Here is a 16,834-nt window from a genome sequence, read left to right on the forward strand (position 1 = left end):
TGGCTACGATCCGACTTCTGTCCGGACGGCGGGCGGAAAGGCCGGCCCCGCGCCCGCCCCCTCTCGGCTTCGCCTCGAACTCCTCGGCCGCGCATCCCGTGCCCCCCTCTCGAACCTTGGCCCACGAAAGTCAGCCCACGACAACTCGCGGCCGACGACGCGCCCGCCACGTGTGCCCACTTGTACCACCCCCCACCCCGGCCCCCCTGCTGCGCTTTTGGCTTGTGCCCGGTTGGCGTCCTGCGGACGCACCACCCCCGACTTCACCACCCCACCGCGCTTTCGCGGCCGACACTCTCCGTCTGTCCTGCACCACTCCGGCCGCCGTGATCAGCGTCCGGGCAGGGGGGAAATACGGGTTGACCCGGTATCAGCGTCCGCCCTGGCCGTTGCTGGCTCGCCATGGACTCTTCGCACCACCCGCCGGACCGCAACCACCTGGACGCAACGCCAGGCTTTCCCGATACGGGCAACCCTCACACAATCGGCCCCGGCTCGCTGCCGGGCACCTCCTGTGCGTGTTACCGTGAGCAGTGGTTACGGCTGTGTGCCCTGCGCGCGGCCCGAGGGGGGATAGACCCCCGGCTCAACCTGGTGAGCGCCAACTCACCCGATCGAGTCGATGTTTGATTGTTTGTCCGGTGATCACGCTACAGGAGAGGAGAGGGCAACCCGGTCGGGCCACCCCGAATCTTCCGGTAGCGTTAGCGCAAGCCTCGTGAGAGTGATCCTCCCAAGAAAACTCCCTGTAGAGGCTCGGATAGGCCCCCCGCGACGGCGGGGGGCCTTTTCCGTGTCAGTCGAGACCGCCATCGGCGACAGTCTCAACTTCTGGACGCTGGTGATGGACGGACCCGATCTCCCTGGGGAGCGGTCCGGCGTCCTCGATCCCGAGGGCCTTGCGGTACGCAGCATCACGCGCGCTGTGCACTGCTGAACGGGGGCGTGCCCCCGCGTTCCGTGCCCGGTAGTGCATACCGGCTCGGCGTCCACCCATAGGGTGTTCCCTCCCCTGTAGTACCGGAGCGTCCAAATCGCATCGCTCCGGGTGATCCTCCCGATGCGATCGTAACCCCGATCGGTCGGATTCCGGTAGCCGAATGCGAACATGCGTACTTCTGACATTCGTGACTCTACGTGCACAAGATCCCCACCTGAGAAGGGGCGGACCGTGGTACAACCATCGGTCCGCCCCGTGCGTCTGACGGGCGCTTACGTCTCAACCCATCCCGTCAGCTCCACCCTCACCAGCCGTTCGGGGATGTCGTGCCCCTGCGCGATCATCCACTCGTTGAGCGCCGCCGCGAAGGTTCCAGATGCGTCGATCAGCCCGGCCCAGTCCGAGGCCGCGAACCCTCGGCCGCCGTTGCCAAACGCCACTTCCAAGACATTCGAGCTGCCGCGCTTCCGGCCCGGCTTGCGCTTCTTCTTGCCGTAGTAGTTCTGCCAGTACGACGACCGGTGTGCGGCCGACTCCCGGGGGAACCGCCCGACGACGCGGAGCGCGATCCGGCCGCCAACCGTCGCCAGGCCCCGGATCGCATCCTCGATCGGCCGGCCACCCCGGGGGCCGTCGAGTGCCTGCTGACCCGCGTACGCGGACACGAACCCTCGGCGGCTGACGGCGGTGGCCGCCTTGCGTACGGCAGCGTCGCCGCCGGCCTTTCGCTGACGCGGGGTGCGCCGGACCCTGGCCCCGGACAAGATGCGCTGCCGCGCTTCCTTCGCCGCCGCCCCACGGCCAGCAGGGATCTCCCCCGCGCTGACGGCGGCGGCCTGGAGCTGCTGCAACTCCCCGATCTTCTGGGAGCCCTTGGTGCCCTTGAGGATCTGCCCGACGTAGGACCCGCTCCCCTTCGCGCCGAGGCCGAGGCCCCGCGCGATGTCGGTCTGAGAGAACCCCCGGGCGATCAGGTCCGCGACGATGCGCGCGGCCTCGGCGCTCATCGGGCGGCCTCGGCGGCGTCGCGGAGCGCCAGCAGCTCCCCTTCGTTGAGCGGGGCCGCGACCGAGCCGAGCGAGCCCTTGAGGCGGAACCGGCCCGGCGTTGACTCCGGGTTCGCCCATCCCGTGGCGCGGGTGAGGAGCATCGCGTCAGACCGGAACGCGATCACCTCGGACGGCGCGACGGAGAGCGCGCCCGTTCCGGCCGGACCCGCCAGCAGCCGCGCCCGCATCCGTCCGTACACCTCGGCGGACCACTCGGGGTGCCGGTAGTCGCCCGACTGCTGCTTACTCGACTCCCACACCCATGCACCACCGCGCTCTTCCGCGCGCCGAGCCGAGGCGGGGATCTGGTCCTCGGTCACGGCCAACCCCTTCCGCTGACCTCCCTTCGAGTGGAACGACCCGATGGTGAACAGCAGGATCGAGCGGACCATCTTGGCCGCCAGCAGCGCGGCTTCCCGGTAACCCGGGCCGGTCTGCTGCGACATCGAGGTGAGCGCGTGCCAGGACTCCACCAGCTTGTCTCGCCAGAGGTTCAGCGGCTTGCCCTCGGCCCACGTGATCCCGTCCAGCACTTCGACGTGCCACCCCTTCTGAAGGGCGAGCCAGATTTCCGGCCCCGACGCCCAGGAGGTGAAGGTGCGCCCGGGGGTGGAGGGGTACTCCCACCCGCCGTGACCGGAGCACGGCAGCAGCCCGACGTGCGCCCAGTCGGCGGGGACCGTCGCGCGGACGTGCCACCGTCCCCGGCCCCGCATCCACTTTTCCTTCGCCCCCTTCGGGGCGTTCTCATATTCGCGCGCGGTCACGCGGGACGGGTTCCCCACGGCAAGACCCCAGGTCAGGCCCGCGTAGGCAAAGGTGCAGTCGTAGTAATGCACGCTCGGGAGTTTTTCCGGGACGGTCGGCGGGGTGAACAACTCGAACCGGCCCTGGCCCGACGTCGTCTGAATAAGCTCCCGCAGCTCCGTCGACATGATCGGGTACTCCGTGTTCTGCGGGATGGTGCGCGCCCACAGATCCTGGCCGAGCGTCGTGGGCGAGCCCAGCAGCTCCACCGAGTCGGTTCCCCACCGCGCCCGGATGGTGTCGCGCAGCATCCGGAACGCGTGCCATGCCACACGGGGATCACTCTCGTCAACCCCAGGTACCCACGTCCCAAGGTGCTGCAACTCGACATTGCGGCGGCGGCCCTCACCGGTCCAGGTGTACCGGGCGACAGGGTGGCGCTCATGGGGGAAGTGCCTGCCGTGCTCCCACCCTTCGGGGAGATCGGCGCTCAGCCACTCGTTGACGTCGTACGTCATCGTCGTGTCGCGGTCCGTGTGCCACACCGGAGCGCCGACGAACACCAGCCGCTCCACCTCGGGGGGGAGCGCCTGGAGCCACGCTCCGGCAGACCGGCCGCGTACGAGCAGCCGGGTTTCCTGCCCCTTGAGGAACATGGTTCCGTCCGGGGCCGCGACGGCGGTCACCCGCGCACGCTGGGGCGTCCACTTCCGCTTTGACGCCGAGCCCATCTCGATCGTCACGGGGGTGTCGCCGATGCCCGGAAGATCACGGGGTGATCGCTGGGTGGCCGTCAGCAGATCGGCGGCGTAGTCGTCGGCCCCCGGCAACGTCGGCTTCACACCGTGGACGGCGGCGAGACGTTCGGCCACCGCCCCCGCCGCCCCCGTCAGCTTGGGCGCGGGGGCCTCGGCCGGTTCGGTGGCCGAGCCGATGACCCCGGCCCGGCGCGCGGTGCGGACGGCGGCCTTCACCTGCGGGGCCGACGCCATGTCGGCCTCGGACGTGATGGCGGCGGCGCGGCTCTTCCGGACGGGCGCGATCTGCGACACCCGCGCGGGAACCACCCCCGCGCTCTGCGCGATCGTCGGGCCCGTCGCCTCGGCGAACGTCGCGGCGTGCGCGATCAGCACGTCACGACGGGCGGTGGCGTTCGTCTTCGCCGCCTCGGCGCGCTTGATCGCGTCGCGCTGCTTCCGCAGCTCTTCCAACGTCGCCGCGTACGTCTTCGGCTTGCGGACGACGGGCGGCTTCTTCTCAGTGGTCATGGGTCATCCCTCAGTGGTGGTGGGGCAGCAGCAGACGTTCTTGGTGGGCCGCCGCAACGCGTACCGCTCGGCGTATGCCTTGCGGTACGCGCTGCATCTGGCGGTGTGCTGCCTCATTCGTCCTGGCCGAGTGCTCGGCGGAGCGTTCCGGAGAACGGCTCCCCCACGGGGCGTATGACCCGGACCGCCCGTCCGTTGATGACCTCGGAGCAACGGCGGTTGATGAGCAGGGCGAGCATCACGTACCCGTCGTACGTCAGCCGGTAGTCGTTGTGCCACATCCGCGCGGAATCCGCGGTGGCCTCGGACAGCATCTCGCGCAGCTCCCCGGACGTGGCGAGCACCGGTCCGGCGACGGAGAGTATGGCGGGGCCGATCGCGATGCAGCCCGGCACGTCGTCCAGGGCGACGATGACCATGGGGCCGGCCTTGCTCATGCTGAGCAGTTCGGCGACGTCGCGGGGCGTGACGGTCGCCGGTTCTTCGGGATTCGACATGGGTCTCCCTGTATCTGGTGTGCCGTCAGAAACGGCGTGGTGATCCTCCCGTGCGCCGGATCTCTCCGGCACGTCCCGAACGTTAGCCCATTTAAGTTGAGTCTCGGAAGGGGTTGCCCACATCCGGGTGATCACGGGGGTACTCTCCACCCCAACGAGTGAGGGCCCGCCCCAACCTTGGCCGGTGGGCGGACCCTCTGAACTACTCACTCAGGAGAGTACCCGTGTCAAAACGCAAGGCGTGGCGTACCGGCTCATGGTGGCTGGATCGGGGCATCGTCCTGGTGGCCGCGTTCATCGCCGGGGGCGCGGCGCTCTACGCCTCATTCGACGCGCTCACCAAACTTGCCGAGGTCTCCGGCTGGTCTCCCACGGCGGCCCCCGCGCTCCCCCTCACCGTGGACGTGATCGCGCTCGCGGCCGGCGTCCGGTACGTCCGGCTCCACCCCGACGCGGTCGGTCGGGCCATGGCGTTCCGGGGGGTGAAGTGGTCCGTGGCTGTGTCCGTCGTCGGTAACGCGATCGTCCACGGAGTCATCACCCCTGGGTGGTCCTGGCAGCACCGAGCTGTTGCCATCGCCGTCTCGGCCGTACCCGCCGCCGCCCTGGCGTACATCGTCCACCTGGTGGCGGAGCCCATGGTGAGAACGCTCGCCCGGACGGCTCCGGCCCCCGCCGAGGAGTTGCCCGGCCCGGACGGCGGCGACGGCCAGGAGGTGATCGAGGACGATTCGGAGGAGAGTGAATCCGGGCCCGAACCGGTGAGCCCACCCCTAGAGTTGTTCCAGTCTCCCCCCCGCCAGCAGCGCCGCCACGCGAAGGTGACCGAGCGGAAGGGGAGCAAGAAGAAGAAGGGGTTGGCGCTCATGGCCGCCGCCGTCGATGCGGGTCAGCCGCTCCCGAGCACAACGGCTCTGAGTGCGGCTCTGGACTGCTCACCCCGGTACGCACAGATGATTCATGAGGCATGGAGGGAAAAGACCGCGTGAGGGGTAACGACGCGTACGGCGATTCGCTGAACGACGGGTGGGAAGACCCCGAGGTGCACATGTGGGACACCATGTGTTCGGGGTGCGCTCTCTGCGACTCCTGGCAGGGGCGTACGTTTGAAGAGATCCGCAGCGAGCGGCGTAGGTACGTCAAGGAGAAGCGCGCGACAATGTAGCGCTTGAATTCAAAAAATCCCCCGGCATAGTCGGAAGTGAGCTACCAACTCGCTACCGACCAGCCGGGGGATTTTTCATGCCCGAACTTACCACAGAGCAGGCCGAATTCCTGGCCGCGCTCATGGATGGCAGTAAGCAGACTGCCGAGACTCCCGCCGAGGAGAAGGCCGCCGAGGCCGGGGCCGAGGCCGCCGCCGAGGCCGCGCAGGATGCCGCCGAGGACGCCGAGGCCGCCGCGAAGAAGGGTGACGCCGAGGCCGCCGAGGAGTCGGCGGAGGACGCTGCTGCCGCTGCTGCCGCCGCCGCCCTGGCCGCCGATGCGGCCGGCACTTCCGAGGCCGAGGCCGAGGCCGACGCCGCACTGAACGATGCCGTGGACGCGGCCGAGTCGGCGATCGAGGCCGCCGAGGACGACGGCCAGGCCGAGGCCGACATCGAGGACGACGGCCAGGCCGAGGCCGAGCGCGCGCCTGCCGAACCGGCGAAGGACGACGGTCCCGACACTCCCCCGGCAACGGACCACTGGTGGTTCCGGGAGCGGGGACGCCGTGACTGACGTGACCCTCCCGGAGATGCCGGGCATGGACTCGCCGCCCCCGACGCCGCCCCCGGACGCCGCTCCGAAGAAGCGCAGGGGCCGGCCCCCGGGCGCGACCGACAAGGCTCCCCGGAAGACCGCCGCCAGCTCCCGCCGCGCCAATACCCCGCCCCTGGAAAAGCGTCTCGGCACCTCGCTTACCACGCTCGGAATGCTCGGCTGCATGGTCAGTCCGGCTGACGGAATGGTTTTCGTCAACGGTGTCCCGGCCCTTGCGTCCTCCCTGGCGAAGCTCGCCGAGGAGAACAATTCCGTCCGGGAGAACCTGGAGCGCATGTTGACGGCGGGCGCATGGTCCGGAGTCGTCGGTGCCGTCGCCGTTATCGCCGGTGGGATCGCCGCGAACCACGGCCTTCTTCCTGCTGAGTTCGCCGCCATGCTCGGCGCTTCCCCGGCCCCCGCCGAGGGGGGAGTGAATGCCCCCAGTTGACCTGACACCACAGGTTGATTGGGAGGAATTCCTACGCCGCTTCCGATGGGCACAGGGCGAGCACATTTCATTCATCGGGCCTACCGGCTCGGGGAAAACCACGCTCGCCCGTCAGCTCTTGCACCGCCGCGCCTATGTCGCCGCCCTGGCGACAAAGCCGCGCGACAAGACCATGGACGGCCTGATCAGGAACGAGCGCTTCAAGCGCATCCGTTCCTGGGAAGAGCGCCCGCCCATCATCGGCAGGAATGGCCAACGGGTAGTTCTCTGGCCGGAATTCCGGAGACCCGAAGACCAACTGAATCAGCAATACCAGTTGAGCATTGCCCTGCGCGAAATGTTCGTTGCGGGGGGATGGTGCGTATTTGCTGACGAACTCTTCTACCTGTGTCACACGCTCAAGCTGACGAAACTCCTTGAGACCTACTGGACTCAAGGGCGCTCGCTCGGCCTTTCTCTCGTTGGCGGAACCCAACGCCCCGCCCACGTCCCGTTGTTCGCCTATGACCAAGCGACGCACCTTTTCTTCTGGCGCGACAACGACGAGACCAATCTACGCCGAGTCTCCGGGCTCGGAGGAATGAGCGCGAAGGAAATCCGGGCCGCAGTGACCCGACTCCCCGAGCACCACGCGCTCTACGTCAATACCCGTGATGGGGAAATGATGATCACACGCGCCCCAAGGGGGTGACATGCACGTGCATATCTCGCCGATCGAATTCCTTGAGACGGCGGCTTTCATCGTGATTTTCGGATTCCTCTGGCGGTCTCTGGCCGCTCGACTTTCCGACAACAAGGTTGGCCAGGCAATGGCCTACATCTACTAGAAGGGGGGGGTAATGCCCGCCACCATCATGAAGGACACCGCGGCCCCGCAGGGGAATACCAACAAGCAGGCCGCACCGACGATTCTCGTTCCTTTCACCCGTGCTTCTCATGAGCACCTGGAGCCCATGAAGGATGTGTCCGAGCCGCTGACGGCGACGTCTATTGCGCTCGGCCCCTACGACGTTCCGGCGTACGGATATCTCCGCAGCATCGTTCTCGACGTCCAGGCGTCCGGGGGTGCCGGTACCGGCGTCACTGCGAAGGAAGACGCGCCGTGGTCCGTCATATCCGAGATCGCGCTTATCGACGTGAACGGCGCTCCGGTCGTCGGTCCTTTCTCCGGCTACGACCTGTACCTGATCAACAAGTACGGCGGGTACAGCTATGCGAGCGATCCGAAGCAGTCGCCGATGTATTCGCCGGTCGGCGCGACTTCCGGAAACTTCCGTTTCTGCCTGCGCGTGCCGGTCGAATTCTCGGCGCGTGAAGGGCTCGGCGCGCTGCCGAATGCGAACGCGGCAAGCACCTGGAAGCTGCGCATCACGCTGAATCCGGCCGCCGAAATCTACGGCACCGCTCCGGCCACCCTTCCGACCGTTCGCGTGCGAATGCACCTGGACGCGTGGTCTCAGCCCGCACAGACCGATCTCAAGGGCAATGCCACCGCGCAGCAGCCCCCGGCGATCGGAACTACGGCGTACTGGTCCAAGACCACTCTTCCGGTTTCCGCAGGGTTCAACACCCTTCGCCTTCCGCGAATGGGATCGCTCCTTCGCGAACTCATCTTCGTGTACCGGAACAGCTCGGGTTCGCGAAGCGCGGGTGACACCGCATTTCCGGACACCCCTTCGCTCTACTGGGACACCCGACTTCTGAAGACGTATCAGAAGGAGCTGTGGAAGCACGAACTCTTCCGGAAGACGGGTTTCTCGGCGGCGGCGGAAGCGGCGAACGGATTGGACCTCGGCGTGTACGTCGAGGACTACGCGCACGACTTCGACGGAAAGATCGGCGGCGAACTCCGGGATCAGTACCTCGGAACTACCCAGTCGACTCGGTACGAACTCACCGGAACTTTCTCCTCGGCCGGCACCCTCACCGTGATCACGAACGACGTGGCTGCGGCCTCGGAAATCTTCGTGAACTAGGAGGCGAACAGTGCAGAACCTGGACACCGCGAAGGTTGCGGGACTGCTGGTCATCGCGGCCGTGGGCGTCCTTTCGCTCATGCGTAAGGGCTTCAGCGGCGTATCCGTTCGCGTCGGCAGCTAGGGCGAACTGTTCGCCATCCATTCGCCGGGCGGCGAACAGTTCGCCGCCCGGAACCCAACACGAAAGGAGATCAGAGTGTTCGGTCTCGACACGAAGTCTCTCATCATCGGGGGCGCGCTCGGGATGTTCGTCCTTCCGCGCATTCTTGCTTTCGCGACGTCGAAGTTTTCGGGCGGTGCGAAGTGATCCCGAAGGTAACCCAGCTCTTCGCCCTGGTGGTCATCCTCGGCGGTTTCGTCGCCCTCACCCTGAAGGGCGAAGACACCACGTCGTACGTTTCGTTCGCCGGTCCCATCCTCGCGGCCGTGTTCATCACTTCGCGAATGGACCAGCGAACGGACGCACAGGATGAGGTCCTGGCGAAGATTTCGCACCAGACGAACGGCGTACTCACCCAGCGGATTTCCGAGGCCGTGAACACGGCCCTGGACGAGCGCGAGAAGCGCGCCCCCTTCTGATGGCGGGCGGCAATCTCCCCGTAACCCTTCTGGTCCTCGGTGGCGGAATCGTCATGGTGTGGACCGGCATTACCGATCCTGAGAAAGGGATCGTCGGAGAGATCGGCCGAGTCCTTCGCGGCGAGCCCCGCCCGGAATCCCTGAAAAAGAACAAGGTGTCCGGTGCCGATCTTGCCTCGGCGATCCTGGCCTATGAGCCGGACGATTTCAATTCGCCCGGCGCCCCTGGCGGATCTGACGGAATGACCCCGGCGAACTTCAACGGTAATTCGGTTATCGCTGTCGCTCGCCAAGCCATAGGGATGCCCTATGTGTGGGGTGGCGGAAATTCGAAGGGGCCGACCCGTGGCGGATTCGACTGCTCGGGCCTGCTGCAATTCGCACACAAGAAGGGTGCGGGAATTGATATTCCGAGGGTGGCCGAGGCACAGCGGGCGAAGTCGAAACGCATCTCGGCTTCCGAGGCCCGGCCGGGCGATTCCGTATTCATGGGAATGCCCGCCTACCACTGCGGTCTCTACATCGGCAACGGGCAGATGATCCACGCCCCCTATCCGGGCCAGAAAGTCCGGATCGAGAAAGTGACCAACGTGAAGCCGGGGCCGATCACCTGGGGCCGATTCCTCAAGGCCCCGGAGACAGCGAGCATCTGATGAAGATGAGCACCGACAAAGCGAATGCCCACATCGTGACCGCCCTCGGCGTGTCCGGTGCGCTCGTACTCGTAAAGGCAGGGGCCGAGGGCGACATGCCCCCCGTCCGAACCTGGATCGGCCTCACCTTCGCCGGTATCGGACTTTCCGTCATGGCGCAGTCCTGGCCCGAGATAGCGGGCCCGATAGCCCTGCTGATCATCATCAGCAGCGTATTCGTCTACGGAAAGCCCGCGTGGGACGCCATCACCAGGGCGACGAAACCCACCAAGAAATCCAGACCTTCCAACTCCGATCTGAGGTCAGTGTGAATCTCGACAAGGCACTGTCGATCGGGAGCGCGATAGTCACGGTGGCCATGGTCACCGTGATTGTCTCCCACCCCACATCGGCATCCATCATCCGGGCGGTCGGTGACGCATTCTCCGGCTCGCTCCGGGCGGCCATGGGGAAGTGACCCATGGCCCGTAATTCCCGTAAGGACGCGCCCACATATGCGCAACTCGGGGATGCCGCCGTACCCGAGGCTCACGCCTCGGGTGCGGTGGTGGACGACGACCGAGACGAAATCCCCCTCGGCGATCCGATCGCACCCGACTTTCCCGGGCGCGGCCGATTCGCCTTCCGGATGACCGGCCAACCGGCCCGGTATCCGAATCAGACTTCCCCGAGCGCGGGCGCGGCCGGAACGTCCACCGTGGCCGATCACGAAAGCCGGGGCCAGGCCGATCCTCGGCGACAGTCCACCGCGCTGACGACGGCCGGCTACCCGGTGAGCCCCGAGCGAACGTCCAGCTCGAAGGAGGAGTTCCGGAGCGATCCGGCGCACGTCTCCGCGATTCCCGGCGTCACCCCGCTGACGGCCCCCCGGGCCGGATCGGTCTCCGCCGATCCGGCGCGCACGGCCGTGATGGCGCTGTGGATGTACGACCGGCCCTTTGACCAGTGGGCCGCGCACCACCCCCCCGAACTGTCCAAGCTGCCGATGCCGTCGCCGCTCGCGTCGTCGCCGATCCAGCAGCGCATTCCGACCGAGCGCGGCGAACCGTCGCCCGGTGGCGTCTCCGGCGTCACCACCCCGTCGCCCCGCTCGGTGTGGCGGAACACCGTCCGCATGATGCCGACTCCCTATGACGAGTCGGCCGTCGTCGGCACCGCCGTCCAGCCGATCACCCCGAGGAGGTGGCGCATGTGAGCGAGGCACCCGAGGCCCCGAAGGGGGCGGGAGATCTCAAGGCCGCTCTGAGTAAGAAGCTGGGCCCCCTGCCCGTGGGCGTGTGGGTCCTGGCGATCGGCGGCGGCCTCACCCTGACGTGGTACATGCGCCGGTCCGGGGGCGGCGGCGAAGAGGTGGTGGCCGAGGAGGAGTCCGGCCCGGACACGGGCGGGACCGGGGAGGGCGAGTGGCCGTACGGCCGGCCGAACGGGGTGGGTCAGTGGCCCACCGACGACGGCCAGGAGGACGACGACGACAAGACCCTCCCCACCACCAACGAGCAGTGGCAGCGGAGAGCAGTTCAGATTCTGGTGGGGCGCGGATATGAGCCCACCGCAGTAGACCGCGCCATCTCCGCATATCTCGGCGGAGACTCCCTCACCACCATTCAGCGCGCCATCATCAATGAGGCCATCATCCTCATTGGCCCGCCCCCGGTTTCTCCGCCGCCGCCGACGACGCCCGACAAGCCGCCGCCGGTCATCAAGCCGCCCACCAAGCCCAAGCCGGAGATTCCGCCGACGCCGACATGGCCGACATGGCCGCCCAAGCCCATGCCGAGGCCGCAGCCCAAGCCCAAGCCGGGGCGCACGCCGCCGTATCGGACGATGCGCATCACAAAGCGCGGACAAACTCTGTCGGACCTCACCGCGGCCTACAACAAGAAATACCGGAAGTCGCTCACCTGGAATCAGGTGTGGGACTTCAACCTGAAATACCGATCCGCCGCCACTGTGAAGGAACTCAAGGCGCGCGGACCGCATAAGACATTTGTCGGTTCGAGCTTCTGGTTCCCCGAGTAAGGAGAGATCGAATGGAGCGCGACAAGCTCGCCCTGGCCGTCGCCGTCGCGGCGCTCATCCCGTCCATCTACGGGGCCGCGCTCCCGCCGCTGTCCACCGTCACCGCCGATCCGTCCGCACCCCATGTTGAGTCATCGGAGCGCGCGGCGGGTTTCACGGCGGCGGCGGTGGTGGTGGGCATCGCGGTCACAGCCGGCAGTGGGGAAGTCCTGGTCATCGGGGGCGCGATGACGGCGGCCTACGCCCTGCTGTACCGCTCGGCCCGGAGGAGGTAGTCGTGCCCACCGCCATGAGCGCGAAGCAGATCGCCGAGGTGGCCCACCGTGCCGGATGGCGCGGTGAGCAACTGGTGATCGCCGTCGCCGTCGCCCTGGCCGAGTCGTCCGGCAAGTACTGGGTGGTGAACCACATTGGGTGTGTCGGCCTTTGGCAGATTTACGTCAAGGTCCATATCAAGGCGCACCCGACATGGACCACCGCCGCCATGAAGGACCCCGATCGAAATGCCGCTGCCGCCATGGTGCTCTATAAGCAGAGCGGGTGGAAGCCGTGGGAGGCGTATACGGGTCCGGACGGAAAGGGCTCTGACGGCCCGTACACCCTGCAAATGGGCCGCGCCCGAATGGCCGTCGCTCAGATCGGAAAGGGCGGCGGCGAATCGACTACCCCCGTCGTCAATACGGGCGGCGGATCGGGGTCCGTGAATCAGGCGAGTTGGGAGACGATCTCCGGGAACGCTGATCAAGTCCTTCTGCAATCTCTCATTCCCCAACTCCCGTCCCTTGTCGGGCCCCTGTTCAAATTCTTTCAGGAAGGGGGCGGGGAAGCCCTCGGCAGCATGAATCCGATGGGCCCGATGATCACCCTCGGGAAAGCCGCCCTTTCCATCACCGTGATGATCGTTCGGGCCTCGGCCTGGATCGCGGACCCGCGCAATTGGCTGCGGGTGGTGGAGGTGATCGGCGGGGCCGCCGCCCTGTTCATCGGCCTCAAGATGCTCTCCTCCACCAGCGTCGGCGGACCCGTCGCGGGCGCGGTCCGGGGCGGGGTGAAGGCCGCCGAGAAGGGAGTCAAGGCGGCGAAGAAGGTGGGCACCGCAGCAGCAGCAGCAACACCGCCAGGACGTGCCGCCGCCGTCGCGTCGGCCGCTACAGCGAAGGGATAAACGAACGATGGATGACACAGAAGTCAGGGTGCAGTACGACGTTGCCGACGAGTACGCCGAGCGCACGCAAGAGGCCGTCGCGCCCGTCGCGGTGGCCGTCGTCGCCGCCGAGCCCCTGCGCATCGTCCAGCACCCGCCGCGCCAGTTCACCACGGGGGCCGTGACCGTCACGGCCGGCCAGGTGCAGCAGCTCGCCGGGGCGGCCCCGTTCAGGGACTCGCTCCACATCGTCAACGGCGGCGGGGGCCCGGTCTACCTCGGGCCGGACCGCGACACCTTGACGCCGATGGGCGGCTTCTGGCTCGGCCCCGGACAGAAGATGACCATGCGGTCCCGGCACGCCGTCTACGTCCTCGGGGACGCGTCCCTCACTGCCGCAACCCCCGTGCACACCTTCGCCGAGTACGTCGATGGCTGACGGGTGGGCGCACTACGGATCACGCCCGTGGGCCCCCGGCGCGGCCGGCCCCACGGGTCCGCCCACCACCCGCCCACAGGTGGCACCCGTCGAGGCCCGCCAGGAGCAAGGCGTGCTCACGGCCCGGCTCGCCGGGCCCGTCGCGGGCGCGGCCTGGCTCGTTCGCCGAATAACTGTCTCCACCCCCGGTGCCACGGGGGCCGTCCGCTCGTACGTCTACGTCGGCGAACCGGCCCCCGGGACGCTGGTGATGGGCACCCGATCCGGCCAACTCGACACCGCCGTCGAGGACCCTCCCCTGTACGTCCCGGACAACACCCCGCTGGTGATCCAGTGGCAGGCCGGACCCGCCCGCGCCATCGCGCGCATCGAGTACCAGGAGGTATGACATGCCCTTCAAGGACCCCACCACCGCGCTCCCCGCCTCGGCGATCGAGGGACAGATCCAGGGTGACCAGATATCCGCCGACGCCATCGACGGCAAGACGATCACGGGCGCGCTCATCCGGACGGGCCCGACCGGCACGCGCCGAGTCGAACTCACCCCGGACGGACGGGTTCGCTTCCACACCGGCCACCCCGCGCAGACCGGCGCGGGCGAGATCCGTACCAGCCTCACCAGCGATCTGCCGGGATGGGCCGAGGGCCACATCGTCATCCGACCGCCCGTCCACGGCGGCTACGCCCCCCCGGAACTGGATCTGTTCCTGGACATGGAGGGCGGGCAGAACTGGACGCTCGGCCCCCTGGCCGTGGCGATCTACCGGGAAGGCACCGCGCGCATCCCCGTCGTCAACGTCGCCGGGTACCTCGGCGTCGAGGGCGACGCGGACGTGGCCAAGAACTTGCGCGCGGGCAACATCAGGGCCGGCCGCGTGAACATCACCCCCACCGCCGCCAACACCCCGACGTCCATCACGGTGACCGGCCTCGGCATGCCCCCGGGCGGCCCCCCGCGCGCCGTCGCCACGCCCGCAACAACCCTCCCCGGAACGGCAGTTACGGGCGTCGGCTGCTCCACCGTGACGCGCGACTCCGTGACGATCTGGCTCACCCGCACCAACACCACCGCAACCGGCATCGACTACATCGTGATCGGAGAATGACCATGGATGAGCAGGAGCCCACGATGATGGTGGCGACGTGCCGCACCCCCGGGTGCAGCCAGGACGGCATCCGGCACACGGTGCCCATGTACGCCAACACCGCGCCGCCCATCTGGCGCGCGCAGTGCGGGCAGTGCAGCCAGGTCATCAGCGACATCGTCCCCGCTTGATTTCAAATCCTCCCGAGGCATAGTCAGAAGCGGAGGCGGAGTTGGCGCTCCGCACGATCTTGGGAGGATCACTCATGTCTGCTTGGCCTGTCACCGCTGACGCCGTCATCCGGCGCGCACTCCGGGATGTGGGGCTCGGCGAGTACCCGCCCCGCAGCAACCGCAACAAGATCACGGCGTGGTACGGCATCGGCCCCGGCGCGTGGTGCGCGATGGCCGTCGCCTATTGGTTCGCCGAGGAGGGTTGCGAAATCCGTGACCGCCTCGGCGCACGGGAGACAGCCGGCCGGGCCGGATGGGCGTACACCCCCGTGGGCGTCCAGGCGGCCAAGCGCGCCGGTCTCTGGCACAAGGGGGCCGAGGGTCTCAAGCGCGGTGACGTCGTCTTCTACAAGCTGCCGGGGGCCGAGGGGAGCGACTACGTGAACCACGTCGGCATCGTCACGTCGGTCACCTCGGTCATCCGGTCCATCGAGGGAAATACGGCGAACATCGTCGCCGAGCGCGTACGGGGCCGGGCCCCCGTCGTCGGGTACATGCGGCCCCCGTACTCCACGGGCACCCCCAAGCCCAAGCCCGTCCCCGTCGCGCCCCCGTTTCCGGGCGCGGGCGCGTTCAGGATCGGCAAGTCGTCCCCCGCCGTGACGCTGCTCGACCGGCAGTTGGTCCGCACGGGGTTCGCGATGTACCACGACGGCGACGGGTACCAGCCGGGCCCCGTGTTCACCAAGCACACCCGCGCCAACGTGCGATCGTTCCAGCGCGCGCAGGGATGGACCGGCGCGGACGCGGACGGGGTCCCGGGCCCCGAGACGTGGGAGAGAATCCACAAGAGCCCCACCAGGACGGTGGGTTGAGAATGCGGTGGCCGCGTTCCCGATCCCCCCAATCCGCGGTGACCGCCACGCCGCCGACTGGCAATGTTCAGCGGCGTTTCCCCGCCGTCCTGGTGGTCCGACACATCCGTAAGGCGATCGGTGCCCCCGGTGCCACCGCCGCCGCCGTCGGTGTGTCCGTCGGCCTCATCCTCGGCCTGGCGCTCGCCGCCGCCGTCGTCCTTGCCTCCCGGAGAACCGAGTGCTGAAGATGCTCCAGAACGATGGCTTCTACACCCCTGGCTTTCTCTGCGACGGCCGGAGGGACCTCTACTACTACAAGACGGGGAAGTCCGAACCGACGTCGTGCCCGACGTCGATCACCGTCCGCCAGTTCTACGGGGCCATCAACCACCAGGGGTGGACACTCACCAGGGACGGCAAGGCGTACTGCGGCAACTGCACCCCCACGCACAACCCCGTGCATCGGTGCCCGGACCCGGAACCGGCCCCCTCCCCCCGGCACTTCGTGGCCGAGGTGAAGGGCGGCGAGATCACCCTCACCCCGCGCCCCGAGCCCCCGGCCCCGATCGAGCCCGAGCCGGATGAGCCCGACGAACACTCGTGCTCCTGCTGCGACTAGAGCCGCCACCGAAGAGCCCCTACACCACACGGTGTGGGGGCTCTTCCGCGTACCCTGGAGTCATGAAACTTGAAGCGGAACTAGTCGCGGTACTGGACATGTTCGGCAGCATCCTGCAACCCGCCGAACGTGAGGCCGTACAACAGCACACACCCGCCCTGGCTAAGTCCCTGGCCGCCCTGGCGGAGCACCACCAGGCGCGCACGCTCGTTGAGCTGGTGGAGGCACTGGGGAGTCGTCGTGACGTGTGACTGCCCCGAGCCGTGCGGGGGTTGGTGCCCGCCCCCGGACGCTCCCCCGGTCCCCCTCCCCCGCCGTCGCCGGGCGGCGCAGCCGCCCACCCCGGAGCGCAAGGAAGCAGCGCTCCGGCAACTGGCAGAGGTGGCCGTCGTCGTACGGCTCGATGCCGCATGAGGCTCGTCTACGCCGTTGGGATGCTCGGATGGATGCTTCCCCTCGGCGTGTGGCTCACCCGCTGAACTCCTTCGGACGGCGCAGCCGTTCGGCCGCACCCGACACTCCACCCCAGCCCCAACAGCGGGCGCAGCCCGCCGAGGCCGCGCCAGCGGCCGGCCCCGCGCGACAGCGCGGG

The 16,834-nt window shown here is 68.0% G+C and carries 26 protein-coding genes; 23 read left to right on the forward strand and 3 right to left on the reverse strand.

Features of this window, described 5'->3' with window-relative positions; genetic code table 11:
* The first annotated feature begins 793 nt into the window (after positions 1–793).
* Positions 794–937, forward strand: coding sequence for a hypothetical protein (locus IE247_RS33400; RefSeq protein WP_190127128.1), 144 nt, complete (start codon positions 794–796; stop codon positions 935–937).
* A 275-nt stretch (positions 938–1,212) separates the two neighbouring features.
* Here the strand turns inward: IE247_RS33400 and IE247_RS33405 are convergent, their stop codons facing one another.
* The 3 genes from IE247_RS33405 to IE247_RS33415 all read right to left on the reverse strand — a co-directional run bounded on the left by IE247_RS33405 (position 1,213) and on the right by IE247_RS33415 (position 4,501).
* Positions 1,213–1,947, reverse strand: coding sequence for a hypothetical protein (locus IE247_RS33405; protein WP_190127129.1), 735 nt, complete (start codon positions 1,945–1,947; stop codon positions 1,213–1,215).
* On the reverse strand, positions 1,944–4,004 hold the full coding sequence (locus IE247_RS33410) for a hypothetical protein (protein ID WP_190127130.1): 2,061 nt from the start codon (positions 4,002–4,004) through the stop codon (positions 1,944–1,946). Before IE247_RS33410 ends, IE247_RS33405 begins: the two co-directional genes overlap by 4 nt.
* A gap of 113 nt (positions 4,005–4,117) precedes the next feature.
* Positions 4,118–4,501 carry a hypothetical protein gene (locus IE247_RS33415; RefSeq protein ID WP_190127131.1) on the reverse strand — a complete coding sequence of 128 codons (384 nt, stop codon included), beginning with the start codon at positions 4,499–4,501 and terminating at the stop codon, positions 4,118–4,120.
* 224 nt (positions 4,502–4,725) lie between these two features.
* On the opposite strand from IE247_RS33415, the gene IE247_RS33420 reads away from it, so the two are divergent.
* From IE247_RS33420 to IE247_RS33525, 22 genes are all read left to right on the forward strand, one after another.
* Positions 4,726–5,490, forward strand: coding sequence for a hypothetical protein (locus IE247_RS33420; RefSeq protein WP_190127132.1), 765 nt, complete (start codon positions 4,726–4,728; stop codon positions 5,488–5,490).
* Entirely contained in the window at positions 5,487–5,666 is a 180-nt protein-coding gene (locus IE247_RS33425; protein WP_190127133.1) for a hypothetical protein, read from the forward strand. Before IE247_RS33420 ends, IE247_RS33425 begins: the two co-directional genes overlap by 4 nt.
* Positions 5,667–5,743: 77 nt before the next feature.
* The gene (locus IE247_RS33430) at positions 5,744–6,223 is read left to right on the forward strand and encodes a hypothetical protein (protein ID WP_190127134.1); all 480 of its coding nucleotides are present in this window, start codon (positions 5,744–5,746) and stop codon (positions 6,221–6,223) included.
* Between the two features lie 16 nt (positions 6,224–6,239).
* Positions 6,240–6,695, forward strand: a complete 456-nt coding sequence (locus IE247_RS33435) for a hypothetical protein (RefSeq protein WP_190127135.1) — start codon at positions 6,240–6,242, stop codon at positions 6,693–6,695.
* On the forward strand, positions 6,682–7,386 hold the full coding sequence (locus tag IE247_RS33440) for a hypothetical protein (RefSeq protein ID WP_190127136.1): 705 nt from the start codon (positions 6,682–6,684) through the stop codon (positions 7,384–7,386). The genes IE247_RS33435 and IE247_RS33440 overlap by 14 nt, the downstream gene beginning before the upstream one ends.
* A gap of 148 nt (positions 7,387–7,534) precedes the next feature.
* On the forward strand, positions 7,535–8,671 hold the full coding sequence (locus IE247_RS33445; protein ID WP_190127137.1) for a hypothetical protein: 1,137 nt from the start codon (positions 7,535–7,537) through the stop codon (positions 8,669–8,671).
* 306 nt (positions 8,672–8,977) lie between these two features.
* Complete coding sequence (locus IE247_RS33450) at positions 8,978–9,253, forward strand: hypothetical protein (protein ID WP_190127138.1); 276 nt, start codon at positions 8,978–8,980, stop codon at positions 9,251–9,253.
* On the forward strand, positions 9,253–9,906 hold the full coding sequence (locus IE247_RS33455; protein ID WP_190127139.1) for a C40 family peptidase: 654 nt from the start codon (positions 9,253–9,255) through the stop codon (positions 9,904–9,906). Before IE247_RS33450 ends, IE247_RS33455 begins: the two co-directional genes overlap by 1 nt.
* Positions 9,907–9,911: 5 nt before the next feature.
* The gene (locus IE247_RS33460) at positions 9,912–10,217 is read left to right on the forward strand and encodes a hypothetical protein (RefSeq protein WP_190127140.1); all 306 of its coding nucleotides are present in this window, start codon (positions 9,912–9,914) and stop codon (positions 10,215–10,217) included.
* Positions 10,214–10,363, forward strand: coding sequence for a hypothetical protein (locus IE247_RS33465; RefSeq protein WP_190127141.1), 150 nt, complete (start codon positions 10,214–10,216; stop codon positions 10,361–10,363). Before IE247_RS33460 ends, IE247_RS33465 begins: the two co-directional genes overlap by 4 nt.
* Positions 10,364–10,603: 240 nt before the next feature.
* A complete protein-coding gene (locus IE247_RS33470; protein WP_190127142.1) occupies positions 10,604–11,101 on the forward strand; it encodes a hypothetical protein in 498 nt (165 codons plus the stop codon).
* Positions 11,098–11,925 (forward strand): hypothetical protein, encoded by an 828-nt coding sequence (locus IE247_RS33475; RefSeq protein ID WP_190127143.1) that lies wholly within the window; start codon positions 11,098–11,100, stop codon positions 11,923–11,925. The genes IE247_RS33470 and IE247_RS33475 overlap by 4 nt, the downstream gene beginning before the upstream one ends.
* Before the next feature lie 11 nt (positions 11,926–11,936).
* On the forward strand, positions 11,937–12,200 hold the full coding sequence (locus tag IE247_RS33480) for a hypothetical protein (protein WP_190127144.1): 264 nt from the start codon (positions 11,937–11,939) through the stop codon (positions 12,198–12,200).
* Positions 12,201–12,202: 2 nt separating this feature from the next.
* A complete protein-coding gene (locus tag IE247_RS33485; protein ID WP_190127145.1) occupies positions 12,203–13,090 on the forward strand; it encodes a transglycosylase SLT domain-containing protein in 888 nt (295 codons plus the stop codon).
* Positions 13,091–13,097: 7 nt separating this feature from the next.
* Positions 13,098–13,508 (forward strand): hypothetical protein, encoded by a 411-nt coding sequence (locus tag IE247_RS33490; protein WP_190127146.1) that lies wholly within the window; start codon positions 13,098–13,100, stop codon positions 13,506–13,508.
* 79 nt (positions 13,509–13,587) lie between these two features.
* On the forward strand, positions 13,588–13,896 hold the full coding sequence (locus tag IE247_RS33495) for a hypothetical protein (RefSeq protein ID WP_190127147.1): 309 nt from the start codon (positions 13,588–13,590) through the stop codon (positions 13,894–13,896).
* Between the two features lies 1 nt (position 13,897).
* Positions 13,898–14,614 (forward strand): hypothetical protein, encoded by a 717-nt coding sequence (locus tag IE247_RS33500; protein ID WP_190127148.1) that lies wholly within the window; start codon positions 13,898–13,900, stop codon positions 14,612–14,614.
* Between the two features lie 2 nt (positions 14,615–14,616).
* Positions 14,617–14,784 (forward strand): hypothetical protein, encoded by a 168-nt coding sequence (locus tag IE247_RS33505; protein ID WP_190127149.1) that lies wholly within the window; start codon positions 14,617–14,619, stop codon positions 14,782–14,784.
* Between the two features lie 74 nt (positions 14,785–14,858).
* The gene (locus IE247_RS33510; protein ID WP_190127150.1) at positions 14,859–15,641 is read left to right on the forward strand and encodes a peptidoglycan-binding protein; all 783 of its coding nucleotides are present in this window, start codon (positions 14,859–14,861) and stop codon (positions 15,639–15,641) included.
* A gap of 38 nt (positions 15,642–15,679) precedes the next feature.
* The gene (locus IE247_RS33515) at positions 15,680–15,868 is read left to right on the forward strand and encodes a hypothetical protein (RefSeq protein ID WP_190127151.1); all 189 of its coding nucleotides are present in this window, start codon (positions 15,680–15,682) and stop codon (positions 15,866–15,868) included.
* A 2-nt stretch (positions 15,869–15,870) separates the two neighbouring features.
* Positions 15,871–16,242: a hypothetical protein gene (locus tag IE247_RS33520; RefSeq protein ID WP_190127152.1), complete on the forward strand. Its 372-nt coding sequence runs from the start codon at positions 15,871–15,873 to the stop codon at positions 16,240–16,242.
* Positions 16,243–16,304: 62 nt separating this feature from the next.
* The gene (locus IE247_RS33525; RefSeq protein WP_190127153.1) at positions 16,305–16,493 is read left to right on the forward strand and encodes a hypothetical protein; all 189 of its coding nucleotides are present in this window, start codon (positions 16,305–16,307) and stop codon (positions 16,491–16,493) included.
* Positions 16,494–16,834: the final 341 nt, after the last annotated feature.

This window comes from Streptomyces inusitatus, from assembly GCF_014651115.1.
In the GTDB taxonomy this organism is placed as follows: domain Bacteria; phylum Actinomycetota; class Actinomycetes; order Streptomycetales; family Streptomycetaceae; genus Streptomyces; species Streptomyces amakusaensis.